Raw genomic sequence first — 15,076 nt, forward strand, 5'->3', positions numbered from 1 at the left:
GTGCCAGTGCTGGCAAGGATCGGGTGACCCAGATGCAACTGTATTCATGGGGGATTATCGCTGCATACGACTTGATTATGATCCCTCGGAACAGCATATGGCGTTTCAATCTTATCGTAAAACCGGAGCATCGGGTATGAATGGCGATAAAGAGTCAGAATTTTTACAGTTCGTTAGGGATGAACTTTCGGCAAACAGGCTTGGGATTGATGACTCCCTTACATCCGGAGATTCGATGACTGTTTTCGAAGATGTTTTTGCAATGATGGAGCGCTTTTCTGAACGGTATGGAGTGGATTGCAGCAGTATTGACTGGCTGAAGTATTACCCTCCAGTCCGTATTCCTTTCTTGCCTGATTTTCTTTTGCCGGCAAAGCTGAAAACAGATCGTACCCTGCCAGTTCCGCTGACCGTAAGAATGCTTATTGAGTCAGAGAGGGCTGGACGATGGCTTTACGATTAGCTGGTGGGAGTATCCCCAAAAAAACAAAAGGGCTGGAGATTTCTCTCCAGCCCTTGCTGTATCTGGTGGCCCCTGCTGGGTTTGAACCAGCGACCAAGCGATTATGAGTCGCCTGCTCTAACCACTGAGCTAAGGGGCCGTGGCGAGGGATTATAATGTAACTGGTGGCTGCAATCCAGTCATTCGGGTGTGCATGGTGCTTTTATAAACAACCTATAATCAACCCGTTATACCTACATTTTAGTCAACTCACCTGGAGCAATGATGATAAACGATATTCTCGCGCCGGGCCTGCGGGTGGTGTTTTGCGGCATCAATCCAGGCAAATCCTCGGCACACACGGGTTTTCACTTCGCGCACCCCGGTAACCGCTTCTGGAAGGTGATCTACCAGGCGGGCTTCACGGAGCAGCAGCTGAAGCCGGAAGAGGAGCAGCGGCTGCTGGATACGCGCTGCGGCATCACCATGCTGGTGGAGCGCCCAACGGTGCAGGCCAGCGAAGTGGAGCTGCACGAGCTGCGTACGGGCGGACGGGACCTAGTCAAGAAAATTGAGGACTACCAGCCGGACGCGCTGGCGATCCTCGGCAAGCAGGCCTACGAGCAGGCGTTTAGCCAGCGCGGCGTGGCATGGGGGAAACAGAAGATTACCATCGGGGCTACCGAGGTGTGGGTGCTGCCGAACCCCAGCGGGTTAAACCGTGCAACGCTGGAGAAGCTGGTAGAGGCTTACCGGGAGTTAGACCAGGCATTAGTAGCAAGGGGATTGTAGGCCGGGTCAGCGCAGCGCCACCCGGCGTAAATGACAACCAATAAAAAAGCCCTCCGAAGAGGGCTTTTCTTTTAGCGGTAACGATTAATCGTCGAGGAAGCTACGCAGCACTTCAGAGCGGCTCGGGTGGCGCAGCTTACGCAGCGCTTTCGCTTCGATCTGACGGATACGCTCACGAGTAACGTCGAACTGCTTACCCACCTCTTCCAGAGTGTGGTCAGTGTTCATATCGATACCAAAACGCATACGCAGCACTTTCGCTTCACGGGCGGTCAGGCCAGCCAGCACGTCGTGCGTGGCAGCGCGCAGGCTCTCAGTGGTCGCAGAGTCCAGCGGCAGCTCGAGGGTAGTATCCTCGATGAAATCACCCAGATGCGAATCTTCGTCATCACCAATCGGCGTCTCCATAGAGATCGGCTCCTTAGCGATTTTCAGCACCTTGCGGATCTTATCTTCCGGCATCAGCATACGCTCGGCCAGCTCTTCCGGCGTCGGCTCGCGGCCCATCTCCTGCAGCATCTGACGGGAGATACGGTTGAGCTTGTTGATGGTCTCAATCATATGCACCGGGATACGGATGGTACGGGCCTGGTCGGCGATAGAGCGGGTAATGGCCTGACGGATCCACCAGGTTGCATAGGTCGAGAACTTATAGCCACGACGGTATTCAAACTTATCAACCGCTTTCATCAGGCCGATGTTACCTTCCTGAATCAGGTCGAGGAACTGCAGGCCACGGTTGGTGTACTTCTTAGCGATAGAGATAACCAGACGCAGGTTCGCTTCCACCATCTCTTTCTTCGCACGGCGGGCTTTCGCTTCGCCGATAGACATGCGACGGTTGATGTCCTTAACCTGTTCGATGGTCAGGCCGGTCTCTTCTTCAATCTGCTGCAGCTTCTGCAGGCCACGGTGCACGTCTTCAGCCACATCCTGCAGCTTCTCAGACCACGGCTTGTTCATCGCCAGCGCGGCATTGAACCAGGTCTCGCTGGTTTCGTTACCGGTGAAGAGGGTGATGAAGTTCTTCTTCGGCATTTTGCACTGCTCAACGCACATCTTCATGATGATGCGCTCCTGGGTACGCACGCGGTCCATCATGACGCGCATGCTGTTTACCAGGTAGTCGAACTGCTTCGGCACCAGACGGAACTGCTTGAACACCTCGGAGAGCTTGAGGATCTCTTCCTGAGCGGCGGCATGGCTGCGGCCTTTCGCTTTGATGGTGTCCCGGGTAACTTCGTACTGGGCACGCAGTTCGCCAAACTTCTCACGAGCCAGCTCCGGATCGATGCTGTTATCGTCGTCGCTGCTGTCGTCATCTTCTTCTTCGTCTTCGTCTTCGTCGTCATCCAGCTCTTCTTGGGAGAGCTCGGAGCCAACGTGCGTCGCGGTTGGGGCCAAATCTTCTTCCGCGTTCGGATCGACAAAGCCAGTGATCAGGTCAGACAGGCGCGCTTCTTCCGCTTCAACGCGGTCGTACTGCTCCAGCAGGTAGGTGATCGCTTCCGGGTATTCGGCAACGGAGCACTGAACCTGGTTAATACCATCTTCAATGCGTTTTGCGATGTCGATTTCGCCTTCACGGGTCAGCAGTTCAACTGTACCCATTTCGCGCATGTACATACGAACCGGGTCAGTGGTGCGCCCGATTTCAGATTCAACACTCGACAGAACCTGAGCCGCTGCTTCTTCCGCATCTTCATCCGTGTTATTTGAGTTTTCAGCGAGCAGCAGATCGTCGGCATCAGGTGCTTCTTCCATCACCTGAATGCCCATGTCGTTGATCATTTGGATGATGTCTTCGATCTGGTCGGAGTCGACGATATCTTCCGGCAGATGGTCATTGACCTCGGCATAGGTCAAATAGCCTTGCTCCTTACCACGTTGGACAAGAAGTTTCAGCTGTGACTGCGGGTTTTGCTCCATAAGACGGTATCCACACTTAATTCGTTTATTTGGTGTCGGCGGTGCTGCTGCCAACCTTTAAAGCGAGGGCGTGCTTATATTTTTGCCGCTGCCCTCATGGCGGCTGTCGGGATCTACCCGATCGATATTCGGCACTTAAGCCGTTAAATCACTTCCGGGCGCGTGCTTCGTTAATCACACGCACCTCTTCGCGCTCTGCTGGCGTTAACCCGTGGGTCCGCGAGCGGGCGATCAATTCAGAGAGCCGTAGCTCAAGCACCGTGTCGAACATATGGTTCAACGCATCGGTAAAGGTCTTTTCTGCGATGTCCTTATCTGCTATATCGTCCCACATGGAGAGCTTTTCAAGGGTCGCGGCCTCATTTGTGCCGCGATACTGCTCTAAAAGCTGTCCGGTGGTCAGGCCTGGCTGTGACAGACAGGTGTTGACCAACTGAACGAATAAGCTAAGTCCTGGCAGCTTGGCCGGATCCAGACCGTCCAACGGTGGGACCAGCGGGGCCAGCTCAGGATTTTGCACTAGTAATCCTATTAGTATACGCATGGTCGTGCGTTTTAGCTGCGGTGCCGGGCGCGGCTGGCCATTTTCGGACTGTTTAGGCATTAAACGTTCAAGTTGGTTATCGTCAAGAATGCCTAATTTATTACCCAGCTCCTGTCGCAGGTAGATGCGTAGCGTCTCACCTGGGACCTGGCCTATCAGCGGCAGCGCCAGGGTACTCAGCTGCGCGCGGCCATCCGGCGTGCTCAAATCCACCTGCGGCATCAGGCTGTTAAACAGAAACGTGGAGAGCGGCTGAGCCTGCTCCATCCGCGCTTCAAACGCCGCCTTGCCCTCTTTACGCACTAGCGTATCCGGATCTTCACCGTCGGGCAGGAACATAAAGCGTAGCTGACGTCCGTCGGTCATGTACGGCAATGCCGTTTCTAATGCGCGCCATGCGGCTTCGCGGCCTGCACGGTCGCCGTCGTAGCAGCAGATCACGCTATTGGTCACGCGGAACAGCAGCTGAATATGCTCGGCGGTGGTAGAGGTGCCCAGCGAGGCGACGGCATAGTTAATGTCGTACTGCGCCAGCGCGACCACGTCCATATAGCCTTCAACCACCAGCAGACGCGGCGGCTCGGCGTTATCCTGCTGCGCTTCATAAAGGCCATACAGCTGGCGGCCCTTATGGAAAATATCGGTTTCCGGGGAGTTAAGGTATTTCGGCATGGCATCACCCATGACCCGACCACCAAAACCAATCACCCGGCCACGTTTGTCGCGGATTGGGAACATCACGCGTTCGCGGAAGCGATCGTAGGCACGCCCGCGATCGTTAGTGACTAACATGCCCGCGTCGGTCAGCGACTGGCGATCCTCACCGTTGCCGCCAAAGCGTTTTAAAACGTTGTCCCAGCCGGGTGGGGCATAACCAATGGCGAAGCGTGAAATCACCTCGCTGCTTAAGCCGCGTTGGGCCAGATACTGGCGCGCAGGTTCAGCCGCTGGCTGGTTCAGAGATTGCTGATAAAAAGCGCTTAGGCCGTCCATCAACTGGTAGAGCGTCTGCCGCTGGTGGCGCTCGATCTGGCTTGGGCCATTGCCCGCTTCATACGGCACGTCGAGGTTGTGCATCGCCGCCAGCTCTTCAACCGTCTCAACGAACTCGAGCTTGTCGTAGTTCATCAGAAAGTCGATAGCGTTGCCGTGGGCGCCGCAGCCGAAGCAGTGGTAAAACTGTTTCTCACCGTTTACGGTGAAAGAGGGGGTTTTTTCGTTATGGAACGGACAGCACGCGTGATAATTCTTGCCCTGCTTTTTTAGCTTCACCCGCGCATCGATAAGATCGATGATGTCGGTGCGTGCCAGCAGGTCATTAATAAAGACTCGTGGGATTCGTCCAGCCATAGGCCCCGTCTACCTTTAGCGTGATGCGTTAAGGTATGTCAGATTATAAACGAAAATAAGCCGCGCATTCCTTTCGGAAGCACGGCCTTACAACTACAACTCTGCCTGTAAACTGAGGGTCAACACCCTCAGCTAATTAGTACAGACGAGTACGGCGTGCGTTTTCGCGAGCCAGTTTCTTCGCGTGACGTTTCACAGCAGAAGCTTTGGCGCGTTTACGTTCGGTAGTCGGTTTTTCATAGAACTCACGACGACGAACTTCCGCCAGAACACCTGCTTTCTCACAGGAACGCTTGAAGCGACGCAGAGCTACGTCGAACGGCTCGTTTTCACGTACTTTAATTACCGGCATGTGCCTCTCACCTTTGATTAATTCGGTTTGCCGCTGGCATCAACGCCAGCTTATTTCAAAATGGTGCGGAATTTTACTGCAAATGCTGCTGCTTTGTAAAGCACCGCAGCCCTTTTTACAAGGGCGCTCTCATAAGGAGGGGGAGTATACACGACCTCTGCGCCTGGGTTGAACAATAGTTTTACAACCACCGCCGAGGACCCTACACTGCGCGGTATTGCAAAGAGGTAAAGAATAGCCATGCGTGTACTGGGAATTGAAACATCCTGCGATGAAACCGGCATCGCCATCTACGACGATGAAAACGGGCTTTTAGCCAACCAATTGTATAGTCAGGTGAAACTGCACGCTGACTACGGCGGCGTGGTGCCGGAGCTGGCCTCCCGCGATCACGTGCGCAAAACCGTGCCGCTGATCCAGGCCGCGCTGAAAGAGGCGAATCTGGCCGCCAGCGATATCGACGCCGTCGCCTACACCGCAGGCCCAGGCCTGGTCGGTGCGCTGCTGGTCGGGGCCACGGTAGGGCGCTCGCTGGCCTTCGCCTGGAACGTGCCGGCCATCGCGGTTCACCACATGGAGGGCCACCTGCTGGCACCCATGCTGGAAGAGAATCCGCCCGAGTTTCCTTTTGTGGCGCTGCTGGTCTCCGGCGGCCATACCCAACTGATCGGCGTGACCGGGATCGGCCAGTACGAACTGTTAGGCGAATCCATTGACGATGCTGCGGGCGAAGCTTTCGATAAGACGGCAAAGCTGCTGGGGCTGGACTATCCCGGCGGGCCAATGCTGTCGAAGATGGCGGCCGACGGCACGGAAGGGCGCTTTGTCTTCCCGCGTCCAATGACCGATCGTCCAGGGCTGGACTTCAGCTTCTCCGGCCTCAAGACCTTTGCCGCTAACACCATTCGTAACAACGGCAATGACGACCAGACCCGAGCGGATATCGCCCGCGCCTTTGAGGATGCGGTGGTGGATACTCTGATGATCAAGTGCAAGCGTGCGCTGGATCAGACCGGCTTTACGCGCCTGGTGATGGCGGGCGGCGTCAGCGCCAACCGCACGTTGCGGACGAAGCTGGCAGAGATGATGCAGAAGCGTCGGGGTGAAGTGTTCTATGCGCGTCCGGAGTTCTGTACCGATAACGGGGCGATGATCGCCTACGCGGGTATGGTGCGTTTGAAAGCGGGTAGCCTGGCGGATCTCAGCGTGACCGTGCGTCCGCGCTGGCCGCTGGCGGAACTGCCTGCGGCATAATGGCCTTTGCGCCCGGCGGACTGCCTGCCGGGCCTACTCTTCGTCTTTTACTTCTTTATCTTTCTCGCGCTTTTTCTTCAGCTTGGTCCAGATTTTGGTTTCCTGATGACGCCACAGGCGTTGAATATTATCGTGATGACGGAGCAGGATCAGGCAGGAGAGCATGGAGACCGGGAAGGTAAACTGCGGTTTGAACCACCAGACGTAGAACGGGGCGATCAGCGCGCTGATAATTGCCCCCAGCGACGAATAACCGCTCAGGAGAATAGTCAGCAGCCAGGTCCCGGCCATCACCCCGGTAAGATCCCAGCCAATCGGCGCAATCGCGCCAAACGCGGTGGCAACGCCTTTGCCGCCTTTAAAACCAAAGAATACCGGCCAGATGTGGCCCAGGCAGGCGGCGATAGCAATCAGCCCCAGCCAGAACGGCGTGACGCCCAGCGCGTAAGCACCCCACACCGGCAGCATGCCTTTTAGCACGTCAAAAATCAGTACCGCTACGGCTGCACCCTTGCCGCCAATTCGCAGGACGTTGGTCGCTCCGGGGTTGCCGGAGCCACTCTCGCGAGGATCGGGCAGACCCGCGATGCGGCAGACCAGAATGGCGCTGGAGATTGAGCCGCAAAGGTACGCGAGGAGGATCATTCCAGGCGCGATTGCACTCATAACGCTGTTCCGTTTTGAAAATGTCGTTTTATTCTCAGCATCCGTGGATAATACGCATAATTTTTTGAAAGTGGTATCCAGGTTAGCCAAAAAGCAGGCGGTGCGTGATGGACATTGTATTTATAGAGCAACTTTCGGTAATCACCACGATCGGTGTTTACGACTGGGAGCAGACGATCGAGCAGAAGCTGGTGTTCGATATCGAAATGGCGTGGGACAACCGGGCGGCAGCGAAAAGCGATGATGTGAACGACTGCCTGAGCTATGCCGACATTGCCGATGCGGTAGTAGGCCACGTGGAAGGGCAGCGTTTTGCGCTGGTGGAGCGGGTGGCGGAAGAGGTGGCGGATCTGCTGCTAAGCCGGTTCAACTCACCCTGGCTGCGTATCAAAGTGAGCAAGCCGGGGGCGGTGGCCCGGGCGGCAAACGTTGGCGTTATTATTGAGCGTGGCAATAGTCTGAAAGAAAACATTTAAATTTATAATTATTAAACCAAACGGCACTATATGGGTCTTACCTGCGTGCCTTTTCACGGCTTGCGGATGTAGAAGCCGTTTTTTTATGTCTTTTAGGGGTTTAAGTGATGAGTGATATGCACACCCTTCTGGTGGCGGCCATTCTGGGCGTCGTCGAAGGGTTAACTGAGTTTTTACCGGTCTCCAGTACTGGTCACATGATCATCGTCGGCCACCTGCTGGGGTTCGAAGGTGATACGGCCAAAACCTTTGAGGTAGTGATCCAGCTGGGCTCGATTCTGGCGGTAGTGGTGATGTTCTGGCGTCGCCTGTTTGGCCTGATCGGCATCCACTTTGGTCATCCGCCGCACGAGGGTGAAGGCAAAGGGCGCTTGACGCTGATCCATATCCTGCTGGGGATGATCCCGGCGGTGGTGCTGGGCCTGGTTTTCCATGACACGATCAAGAGCCTGTTCAACCCCGTCAACGTCATGTACGCCCTGGTAGTTGGGGGCTTCCTACTGATTGCCGCTGAGTGCCTGAAGCCGAAGATCCCGCGCGCGCCGGGTTTGGATGATATGACCTATCGTCAGGCCTTTATGATCGGCTGCTTCCAGTGTCTGGCGCTGTGGCCGGGCTTCTCCCGCTCCGGGGCGACCATCTCCGGTGGGATGCTGATGGGCGTGAGCCGCTATGCGGCATCAGAGTTCTCGTTCCTGCTGGCCGTGCCGATGATGATGGGCGCAACCGCGCTGGATCTCTATAAAAGCTACCACTTCCTGACGACTGCCGATTTCCCGATGTTTGCCGTAGGCTTTATCACTGCCTTCATCGTGGCGCTGGTGGCGATCAAAACCTTCCTGCAGCTGATTAAACGTATTTCGTTTATTCCGTTCGCTATCTACCGCTTTATTGTGGCGGCGGCGGTCTACGTCGTCTTCTTTTAAGCGTTAAGGCGGCTGCCCTCACGCCTGTGGCTGAGGGCAGCGTGCTGCTTTCCACTTCGCTACCGCGTCAATTCGCCGCTGGGTCAGCTCCTCGCGGATCTCTGCTCCCTTAAAGCCTGCAGCGACCACCTCTTTCGTCGACACCGCCTTCGCCACCTCCCACGCCTCACGCAGCAGTCGTCCCTGCGGATAGTCTTTGGCTTCGAAATGGGTGCGGCCGCGCACGTCGGCTTCGCTAGTCAGGGCAATCTGCTCTACACGTTGCGGCTTACGCCAGGCGTCGATAGCATCGAACAGCTTCACAATGGTCTGCGGTTTCAGGATCGGGAAGGTGTGGATCAGATCGTGATACTCCGCCACCAGCTTGGCCAGATCGCGCAGGTCGTTAGGCACGCGCAGGCGTTCGCATAGGTTAGCGACGAGTTTAACGCCTGCCAGGCCGTGTCCGTGGTGGCGTGGCCAGAGTTCCGGTGGGGTCAGGCCCTTGCCGAGATCGTGGCACAGCGTGGCGAAGCGAACGTCGATATCCGGGCTAAGCATTGCCGCCATCGACACCGTCATCAGCACGTGGATACCGGTATCGATCTCAGGATGCCATTTCGCCGGGGCAGGGATGCCAAACAGAACATCGAGCTCGGGGAACAGCACTTTCAGCGCGCCGCACTCGCGCAGCGTCATAAAGTAGACCTGCGGATTACGGCTGACGAGGGCATTCTCCGTCTCTTTCCAGACGCGCTCCGGCGTCAGGTGTTCCAGCTCACCGGCGGCGGTCATCTCGCGCATCAGCGCCATGGTTTCGTCGGCAATACGGAAGCTGAGATGGGCATAGCGGGCGGCAAAGCGCGCCACGCGCAGCACGCGGAGGGGATCTTCCCCAAAGGCGGGAGAGACATGGCGCAGGGTGCGGCTCTTGAGATCCGCCAGGCCATGATAGGGATCGATAATTTGACCGTCCGCGTCCTGGGCCAGGGCGTTAACGGTCAGATCGCGGCGAAGCAGATCCTGCTCCAGGGTGACGTCGGGCGCGGCATAGCAGGAGAAGCCGGTGTAGCCAAAGCCGGATTTCCGTTCGGTACGCGCCAGGGCGTACTCCTCCCGGCTTTTTGGGTGGAGGAACACCGGGAAATCGCGGCCTACCTGCTGGTAGCCTGCATCCAGCATCTCCTGCGGGGTCGCACCCACAACCACCCAGTCTTTATCTTTAACCGGTAGCCCTAACAACGCATCCCGAACAGCACCACCGACCAGATAACTCTTCACTACGCCACTCTCCTAACATACTTTTAACTGATGATACGTTAAGTGTAGAGAAAATGGCTAATCCGGTTCAGCTCATCCAGCGGTCTTTACGCTTGCGGCTAGGGATGATGTGCGGCAGCACCAGGCCTAAGAACAGCCCTGCGCCGAGCACGCCGCCGCCGTACATAAACCACTGCATGATGATGGTGCGCTGCTTATCGTCCAGCTGCAGGTTGGCGGCACTGACTTTCTTCTGCGCGACAATCAGCTGATTTTTAAGCTGCTGGTTCTCTTCTTTCAGGCCGTTGATCACGCTGTCGCTCTGAGCAACCTTCTGCTGCATGTCAGCGGTACGCTGGTTCCAGGTATTGTCGATATTAGTGAGCTTATCGGTCAGGGTCTTAACCTGGTTCTCCAGATCCGGCACGCGGGTACGCAGGCTTGGCTCGCTGCTCAGCTCCTTCAACGGGATCCAGGCGGTACGACCGCTGCTGTCACGCACCTGACCGTAGTTTGAGTCCCCGTTGGTTTGCAGCAGTGCAACCTCTTCACCCGCGTTAACCGTACCCACGAGGCGATAGTGATCCCCCGGGCCGCTACGAACCCAGGTATTCAGTTCATCCGAAACGTAACGCTTTTCTTCGGCATGGGCCACGGCAGAAACGCATACAAGTAAAAACAGTCCAGTCAGGCGTAATTTAGGCATTAGCAGTCATTTGTTGTCATAAAAAAAGTGGAACGATAGTAGTGGCATCAGTCTGACGACGCAAAGGATTCGGTATCAATCAGAATCATCTGGGTCGTAAACGATCCGCACCGTGGAAATTTGGCGCAAAATACTATCTACTGACAAACATCAAGGGCGTAAGTTCGCCGAAAATTTCACTGATGTGACATAACCATAAGTACAAGGCCATGACTCAAGAGATCGAACTGAAATTTATCGTTGACCCATCCCGCGTGGATGCCCTGCGCAGCCATCTGCATACTCTGACGGATGAGCACGTTGCGCCTGCGACCCTGCTCAATATCTACTACGAGACGGCGGACAACTGGCTACGTAGCCATGATATGGGCCTGCGCATTCGTGGCGCACAGGATCGCTATGAGATGACGATCAAAACCGCTGGCCGCACCGTGGGCGGCCTGCATCAGCGTCCGGAGTACAACATTGCCATCGACAAGCCGGAGCTGGATCTTACCCGCTTCCCGGCCGAGGCGTGGCCGGAGGGCGGCCTGCCAGCGGATCTTGCCGAACGCGTCAGCCCGCTGTTCAGCACCCACTTCGATCGTGAGAAGTGGCTGGTTAACGTTGGCGATAGCCGAATTGAGATTGCGCTGGATCTTGGGGAAGTGAAGGCCGATGAGCTGGCTGAACCGATCTGCGAACTGGAGCTGGAGCTACTGAGCGGTGCGGCGGAGGACGTATTAAAGCTGGCGCGCCAGCTGGTGACCCAGACCGGTCTGCGCCAGGGCAGCCTGAGCAAGGCCGCTCGCGGCTACCATCTGGCAAAAGGCAACCCGCCGCGCCCGCTGCGTGCAACAGAGATCCTGACCATCGCGCCGAAGGCGAGCGTAGAGCAGGGGCTGGAGGCGGCGCTGGAGCTGGCGCTCTCCCAGTGGCAGTACCACGAAGAGCTGTGGGTGCGCGGGGATAAAAACGCGCAGGCGGCGACGCTGGCGGCTATCGCCCTGGTGCGCCACACCCTGATGCTGTTTGGTGGCATTGTGCCGCGAAAAGCGAGCGCTCGCTTACGCGATCTGCTGACCCAGTCCGAGGCGACCCTGACCTCCGCAGTTTCTGCCGTCACGGCGGTGTACAGCCCGGAGATCGCCACGGCGAAGCTGGCTCTGACCGAATGGCTGGTAACGCGCGCCTGGCGCACGTTCCTTGATGACAAAGCGCAGGCCAAAATCAACGACTCATTTAAGCGTTTTGCTGACATCAACCTGTCCCGGCATGCCGCCGAGCTAAAACGTAACTTTGCCCAGCCGCTGATGGATAAATACCAGGATCAGCTCCCGCGCCTGGCACGCGATATCGACAGTATGCTGCTGCTGGCGGGCTACTACGACGGTGTCCGCGCCAGAGCATGGCTGGAGAACTGGCAGGGCTTGCAGCACGCCATTAAAACCCGCCAGCGCATTGAAATCGAACACTTCCGTAACGAAGCCATTGTGCAGGAGCCGTTCTGGCTGCACAGCGGAAAACGCTAACTCAGGCAAAGGATCCCCCTCATGATGCCGCTCTCTTCGCCGCTTCAGCAGCACTGGCAGACGCTTGTTGAACGTCTGCCGGATACACTCTCCGCCTCAACGCTTAGCGCAGAGGCGAAGTCAGTGCTTACTTTTAGTGACTTTGTGCAGGCAAGCATTGCCGCGCACCCGGAGTGGCTGACGGCGCTGGAGAGCGAGCCGCCGCAGGCGGAGGAGTGGCTGGCCTATCCTGCCTGGCTCAAGGAGGCGCTGGCGGAGGTCAGTGACGAAGCATCGCTGATGCGTGAGCTGCGCCTGTTCCGCCGTCGCATCATGGTGCGTATCGCCTGGGCGCAGGCTCTGCGGCTAGTGCCTGAAGAGAACACGCTCCAGCAGCTTAGCGCCCTGGCGGAGACGCTGATCGTCAGCGCCCGCGACTGGCTCTACGACGCCTGCTGTCGGGAGTGGGGCACGCCGTGCAGCGCCGACGGTACGCCGCAGCCGCTGCTGATCCTTGGCATGGGCAAGCTGGGGGGGAACGAGCTGAATTTCTCTTCGGATATCGATCTTATCTTCTCCTGGCCGGAGAACGGGGCAACCCGCGGCGGTCGTCGCGAGCTGGACAACGCCCAGTTCTTCACTCGCCTCGGACAGCGGCTGATCAAGGTGCTAGACCAGCCCACCCAGGACGGCTTTGTCTACCGGGTGGATATGCGCCTGCGCCCCTTCGGCGACAGCGGCCCGCTGGTGCTGAGCTTTGCTGCGCTGGAGGATTATTACCAGGAGCAGGGACGCGACTGGGAGCGCTACGCGATGGTCAAGGCGCGGATCATGGGTGACAACGACGGCGTCTACGCCAGCGAACTGCGGGCCATGCTGCGTCCCTTTGTTTTCCGTCGCTATATCGATTTCAGCGTCATCCAATCGCTGCGCAACATGAAGAGCATGATCGCCCGCGAAGTGCGGCGACGCGGATTAAAAGACAACATCAAGCTGGGGGCGGGCGGCATCCGCGAGGTGGAGTTTATCGTTCAGGTCTTTCAGCTGATCCGTGGCGGGCGCGAGCCGTCGCTCCAGCAGCGCTCGCTGCTGCCGACGCTGACCGCCATCGATCAGCTTCATCTTCTGCCGGCGGGGGATGCCGACACGCTGCGGGCCGCCTACCTCTGGCTGCGTCGGCTGGAGAACCTGCTGCAAAGCATCAACGACGAACAGACCCAGACCCTGCCGGGAGATGAGCTTAACCGCGCCCGGCTGGCCTGGGGAATGGGCGTCGCCGACTGGCAGGCGCTCAGCGACACCCTGGATCAGCACATGGCCGCCGTGCGGCGCATCTTTAACGAGCTGATTGGCGATGACGATACCGATACCCAGGACGAGCAGCTGTCGGAGCAGTGGCGCGAGCTGTGGCAGGACACGCTGGAAGATGATGACGCCACCCCGGTGCTGGCGCATCTTTCGGATGGCGATCGTATTCGGGTGGTGGCGCTGATCGCCGATTTTCGCCGGGAGCTGACGCGCAGGACCATTGGCCCACGCGGTCGCCAGGTGCTCGATCACCTGATGCCGCACCTGCTCAGCCAGGTTTGCCCCCGTGCAGACGCGCCGGTACCGCTGGCGCGTCTGATGCCGCTCCTGACCGGGATTGTCACCCGCACCACCTATATTGAGCTGCTGAGCGAGTTTCCCGGCGCGCTCAAGCACCTGATTTCCCTCTGTGCCGCTTCGCCAATGGTCGCCAGCCAGCTGGCGCGCTATCCGCTGCTGCTGGATGAGCTGCTGGATCCCAATACGCTCTACCAGCCGACGGCGATGGACGCCTACCGGGACGAGCTGCGCCAGTATCTGCTCCGCGTGCCGGAGGAGGACGAAGAGCAGCAGCTTGAGGCCCTGCGCCAGTTCAAGCAGGCGCAGCTGCTGCGCGTGGCGGCGGCGGATATTGCCGGTACGCTGCCGGTGATGAAAGTAAGCGATCACTTAACCTGGCTGGCAGAGGCGATGATCGACGCGGTAGTCCAGCAGGCGTGGACCCAGATGGTGGCGCGCTTTGGTCAGCCAAAGCACCTGCGCGATCGGGAGGGGCGCGGCTTTGCGGTGGTGGGCTACGGCAAGCTCGGTGGCTGGGAGCTGGGTTATAGCTCCGATCTCGATCTGGTCTTCCTCCACGACTGCCCGGCGGACGTGATGACCGACGGCGAGCGGGAGATCGATGGCCGCCAGTTCTACCTGCGCCTCGCCCAGCGCATCATGCACCTCTTCAGCACCCGCACCTCGTCGGGCATTCTCTACGAGGTGGACGCCCGCCTGCGGCCCTCTGGCGCAGCGGGAATGTTGGTCACCACCGCCGATGCGTTTGCGGACTATCAGCAGAACGAGGCGTGGACGTGGGAGCACCAGGCGCTGGTTCGCGCCCGGGTGGTGTATGGCGATCCGCAGCTTCAATCCCGCTTCGATGAGATCCGCCGCACCATTCTGATGACGCCTCGCGACGGGGAGAAACTGCAAACCGAGGTGCGCGAGATGCGCGAGAAGATGCGCGCCCATCTTGGCAACAAGCACCGGGAGCGTTTCGACCTCAAAGCCGACGCGGGCGGCATTACCGACATTGAGTTTATCGCCCAGTATCTGGTGCTGGGTCACGCACACCACAAACCAAAGCTCACGCGCTGGTCCGATAACGTGCGCATCCTCGACCTGCTGGCGCAGAACGATATTATGGATGAGCAGGAGGCTCGGGCATTAACCCACGCCTATACCACGCTGCGCGACGCGCTGCATCATCTGGCGCTGCAGGAGCAGCCCGGCCACGTGCCGGAAACCGAGTTTGCCGAGGAGCGCGAACAGGTCAGCGCCAGCTGGCAGAAGTGGCTGCTAAAACCGTGCGCGCAAAATTAAGTATGATATTATCGC

The 15,076-nt window shown here is 58.0% G+C and carries 13 protein-coding genes and 1 tRNA gene; 7 read left to right on the plus strand and 7 right to left on the minus strand.

The window, feature by feature from the left end; all coding sequences use genetic code 11:
- On the plus strand, nt 1–463 hold a 463-nt coding region (locus FN633_RS11975; RefSeq protein WP_208674069.1), incomplete at its 5' end, for a DUF1493 family protein.
- 63 nt (nt 464–526) lie between these two features.
- Here the strand turns inward: FN633_RS11975 and FN633_RS11980 are convergent.
- Nucleotides 527–602: transfer RNA gene (locus tag FN633_RS11980), tRNA-Ile, on the minus strand.
- Between the two features lie 125 nt (nt 603–727).
- Here FN633_RS11980 and mug point away from each other — a divergent pair.
- Nucleotides 728–1,234, plus strand: coding sequence for a G/U mismatch-specific DNA glycosylase (mug, locus tag FN633_RS11985; RefSeq protein WP_154057855.1), 507 nt, complete (start codon nt 728–730; stop codon nt 1,232–1,234).
- An 84-nt stretch (nt 1,235–1,318) separates the two neighbouring features.
- On the opposite strand, the gene rpoD is transcribed toward mug, so the two are convergent.
- From rpoD to rpsU, 3 genes are all read right to left on the minus strand, one after another.
- Complete coding sequence (rpoD, locus tag FN633_RS11990) at nt 1,319–3,163, minus strand: RNA polymerase sigma factor RpoD (protein ID WP_042390280.1); 1,845 nt, start codon at nt 3,161–3,163, stop codon at nt 1,319–1,321.
- A 148-nt stretch (nt 3,164–3,311) separates the two neighbouring features.
- Nucleotides 3,312–5,057: a DNA primase gene (gene dnaG, locus FN633_RS11995; protein WP_154057856.1), complete on the minus strand. Its 1,746-nt coding sequence runs from the start codon at nt 5,055–5,057 to the stop codon at nt 3,312–3,314.
- Between the two features lie 136 nt (nt 5,058–5,193).
- Nucleotides 5,194–5,409 (minus strand): 30S ribosomal protein S21, encoded by a 216-nt coding sequence (gene rpsU, locus FN633_RS12000; RefSeq protein WP_001144069.1) that lies wholly within the window; start codon nt 5,407–5,409, stop codon nt 5,194–5,196.
- Between the two features lie 240 nt (nt 5,410–5,649).
- Here rpsU and tsaD point away from each other — a divergent pair, with 240 nt between their 5' ends.
- Entirely contained in the window at nt 5,650–6,663 is a 1,014-nt protein-coding gene (tsaD, locus tag FN633_RS12005; RefSeq protein ID WP_154057857.1) for a tRNA (adenosine(37)-N6)-threonylcarbamoyltransferase complex transferase subunit TsaD, read from the plus strand.
- Nucleotides 6,664–6,696: 33 nt separating this feature from the next.
- Here tsaD and plsY read toward each other — a convergent pair whose 3' ends face one another.
- On the minus strand, nt 6,697–7,329 hold the full coding sequence (gene plsY / locus FN633_RS12010) for a glycerol-3-phosphate 1-O-acyltransferase PlsY (RefSeq protein WP_042390290.1): 633 nt from the start codon (nt 7,327–7,329) through the stop codon (nt 6,697–6,699).
- Between the two features lie 107 nt (nt 7,330–7,436).
- On the opposite strand from plsY, the gene folB reads away from it, so the two are divergent.
- Nucleotides 7,437–7,805: a bifunctional dihydroneopterin aldolase/7,8-dihydroneopterin epimerase gene (gene folB / locus FN633_RS12015; protein WP_154057858.1), complete on the plus strand. Its 369-nt coding sequence runs from the start codon at nt 7,437–7,439 to the stop codon at nt 7,803–7,805.
- Between the two features lie 107 nt (nt 7,806–7,912).
- Nucleotides 7,913–8,731 (plus strand): undecaprenyl-diphosphate phosphatase, encoded by an 819-nt coding sequence (gene bacA / locus FN633_RS12020; protein ID WP_154057859.1) that lies wholly within the window; start codon nt 7,913–7,915, stop codon nt 8,729–8,731.
- A gap of 18 nt (nt 8,732–8,749) precedes the next feature.
- Here the strand turns inward: bacA and FN633_RS12025 are convergent, their stop codons facing one another.
- Together FN633_RS12025 and FN633_RS12030 are read right to left on the minus strand one after the other, a co-directional pair.
- Complete coding sequence (locus FN633_RS12025) at nt 8,750–9,991, minus strand: multifunctional CCA addition/repair protein (RefSeq protein ID WP_154057860.1); 1,242 nt, start codon at nt 9,989–9,991, stop codon at nt 8,750–8,752.
- 67 nt (nt 9,992–10,058) lie between these two features.
- Nucleotides 10,059–10,676 carry a TIGR04211 family SH3 domain-containing protein gene (locus FN633_RS12030; protein WP_042390297.1) on the minus strand — a complete coding sequence of 206 codons (618 nt, stop codon included), beginning with the start codon at nt 10,674–10,676 and terminating at the stop codon, nt 10,059–10,061.
- Between the two features lie 209 nt (nt 10,677–10,885).
- Between FN633_RS12030 and FN633_RS12035 the strand changes: the two genes are divergently transcribed.
- Nucleotides 10,886–12,187 (plus strand): CYTH domain-containing protein, encoded by a 1,302-nt coding sequence (locus FN633_RS12035; RefSeq protein ID WP_154057861.1) that lies wholly within the window; start codon nt 10,886–10,888, stop codon nt 12,185–12,187.
- A 21-nt stretch (nt 12,188–12,208) separates the two neighbouring features.
- Nucleotides 12,209–15,061 (plus strand): bifunctional [glutamate--ammonia ligase]-adenylyl-L-tyrosine phosphorylase/[glutamate--ammonia-ligase] adenylyltransferase, encoded by a 2,853-nt coding sequence (gene glnE / locus FN633_RS12040; RefSeq protein WP_208674072.1) that lies wholly within the window; start codon nt 12,209–12,211, stop codon nt 15,059–15,061.
- Nucleotides 15,062–15,076: the final 15 nt, after the last annotated feature.

Origin of the sequence: Pseudescherichia vulneris (assembly GCF_902164725.1) — a bacterium.
Lineage (GTDB): Bacteria > Pseudomonadota > Gammaproteobacteria > Enterobacterales > Enterobacteriaceae > Pseudescherichia > Pseudescherichia vulneris.